The organism is Pedobacter agri, assembly GCF_032678665.1.
Classification (GTDB): Bacteria; Bacteroidota; Bacteroidia; order Sphingobacteriales; family Sphingobacteriaceae; genus Pedobacter; species Pedobacter agri_A.
On sequence record NZ_JAVTSH010000019.1, the window covers coordinates 1 to 2,232 of the forward strand.

The 2,232-nt window shown below is 48.1% G+C and carries 2 tRNA genes and 1 rRNA gene; all 3 read right to left on the reverse strand.

Annotated elements, in window-relative coordinates:
- Positions 1 to 10: 10 nt before the first annotated feature.
- The 3 genes from R2Q70_RS21830 to R2Q70_RS21840 all read right to left on the reverse strand — a co-directional run bounded on the left by R2Q70_RS21830 (position 11) and on the right by R2Q70_RS21840 (position 1,966).
- A tRNA-Ala gene (locus R2Q70_RS21830) sits at positions 11 to 84 on the reverse strand.
- 13 nt (positions 85 to 97) lie between these two features.
- Positions 98 to 172 (reverse strand) — tRNA-Ile (locus tag R2Q70_RS21835).
- A 274-nt stretch (positions 173 to 446) separates the two neighbouring features.
- Positions 447 to 1,966: ribosomal RNA gene (locus R2Q70_RS21840) — 16S ribosomal RNA — on the reverse strand.
- Positions 1,967 to 2,232 lie beyond the last annotated feature (266 nt).

Here is a 2,232-nt window from a genome sequence, read left to right on the forward strand (position 1 = left end):
AGCTTAAATGTGGAGAATAACGGAGTCGAACCGTTGACCTCCTGCGTGCAAGGCAGGCGCTCTAGCCAGCTGAGCTAATCCCCCAGGATTATTAAAGTAGTCCCGTCCAGATTTGAACTGGAGACCCCTACATTATCAGTGTAGTGCTCTAACCAGGCTGAGCTACGGGACTGTGCTGTTCAGGTGTGGCATCTTTTGCGGTTAGTATATTACCGCTACCGCTCCATTTGCTACCTAGCTTTCGTTCCGATGACCTTATGGTTAAGGACAACCGTCATTTCTTCTGGGTGTTTCTTCTTTTTTGTTGCTTCGTTGTTTCGTTGTTACTTGTTTGGTATATGTCTTTCAACTTATAACTTATAACTTTCAACTTATAACTTTCAACTTTTCTCTTTTTACTTTATCGAAATATCATGTTGCGCAGTGAGTAGTCAACTCTACTCCAGAAAGGAGGTATTCCAGCCGCACCTTCCGGTACGGCTACCTTGTTACGACTTAGCCCCAGTTATCGGTTTTACCCTAGGACGCTCCTTTCGGTTACATACTTTAGGTACCCCCAACTTCCATGGCTTGACGGGCGGTGTGTACAAGGCCCGGGAACGTATTCACCGCGTCATTGCTGATACGCGATTACTAGCGAATCCAACTTCATGGGGTCGAGTTGCAGACCCCAATCCGAACTGTGAATGGCTTTGTGAGATTCGCATCATATTGCTATGTAGCTGCCCTCTGTACCATCCATTGTAGCACGTGTGTAGCCCCGGACGTAAGGGCCATGATGACTTGACGTCGTCCCCTCCTTCCTCTCTGTTTGCACAGGCAGTCTGTTTAGAGTCCCCACCTTAACGTGCTGGCAACTAAACATAGGGGTTGCGCTCGTTGCGGGACTTAACCCAACACCTCACGGCACGAGCTGACGACAGCCATGCAGCACCTAGTTTCGTGTGATTGCTCACTGATCTATCTCTAGATCATTCACTAACTTTCAAGCCCGGGTAAGGTTCCTCGCGTATCATCGAATTAAACCACATGCTCCTCCGCTTGTGCGGGCCCCCGTCAATTCCTTTGAGTTTCACTCTTGCGAGCGTACTCCCCAGGTGGAACACTTAACGCTTTCGCTTAGCCGCTGACTGTGTATCGCCAACAGCGAGTGTTCATCGTTTAGGGCGTGGACTACCAGGGTATCTAATCCTGTTTGATCCCCACGCTTTCGTGCCTCAGCGTCAATAAGACCATAGTAAGCTGCCTTCGCAATCGGTGTTCTGAGACATATCTATGCATTTCACCGCTACTTGTCTCATTCCGCCTACCTCTAGTCCATTCAAGCCCATCAGTATCAAGGGCACTGCGATAGTTGAGCTACCGTCTTTCACCCCTGACTTAACAGGCCGCCTACGCACCCTTTAAACCCAATAAATCCGGATAACGCTTGGATCCTCCGTATTACCGCGGCTGCTGGCACGGAGTTAGCCGATCCTTATTCCTTCGGTACATTCAGCTTATTACACGTAATAAGGTTTATTCCCGAATAAAAGCAGTTTACAACCCATAGGGCAGTCTTCCTGCACGCGGCATGGCTGGTTCAGAGTTGCCTCCATTGACCAATATTCCTTACTGCTGCCTCCCGTAGGAGTCTGGTCCGTGTCTCAGTACCAGTGTGGGGGGCCATCCTCTCAGATCCCCTAGTCATCGTCGCCTTGGTGGGCCGTTACCCCGCCAACTAGCTAATGACACGCATGCCCATCTCCATCCCATAAATGTTTGATCATTGGATAATGCCATCCTGTGATTTTATGCGGTATTAATCCGGATTTCTCCGGGCTATCCCCCAGATGAAGGTAGGTTGCATACGCGTTACGCACCCGTGCGCCGGTCTCAAAGAAGCAAGCCTCTTCTACCCCTCGACTTGCATGTATTAGGCCTGCCGCTAGCGTTCATCCTGAGCCAGGATCAAACTCTCCATTGTAAAATGTGTTGTAAGATTCTGACCAGTTTTAACTATCGTTAAAAATAGTCTTCTTTTTAATTTGTCTGTTAGACATTGACTTTAAAATGTAATAAGGAACTCTGTACTTGAATTCGTACTTCATTACCCCACTACGCATCATTGACATCTCTTGTAAGAACTTTATCGGCTTATATCCTCGCGGTTGCCTGTATATATCTGCCAGCTTCAGTTGGGCTTAAGTCTTAATCGTCTTTTCCCTGTTTCTGCTCGCTTCAATCTTTTTG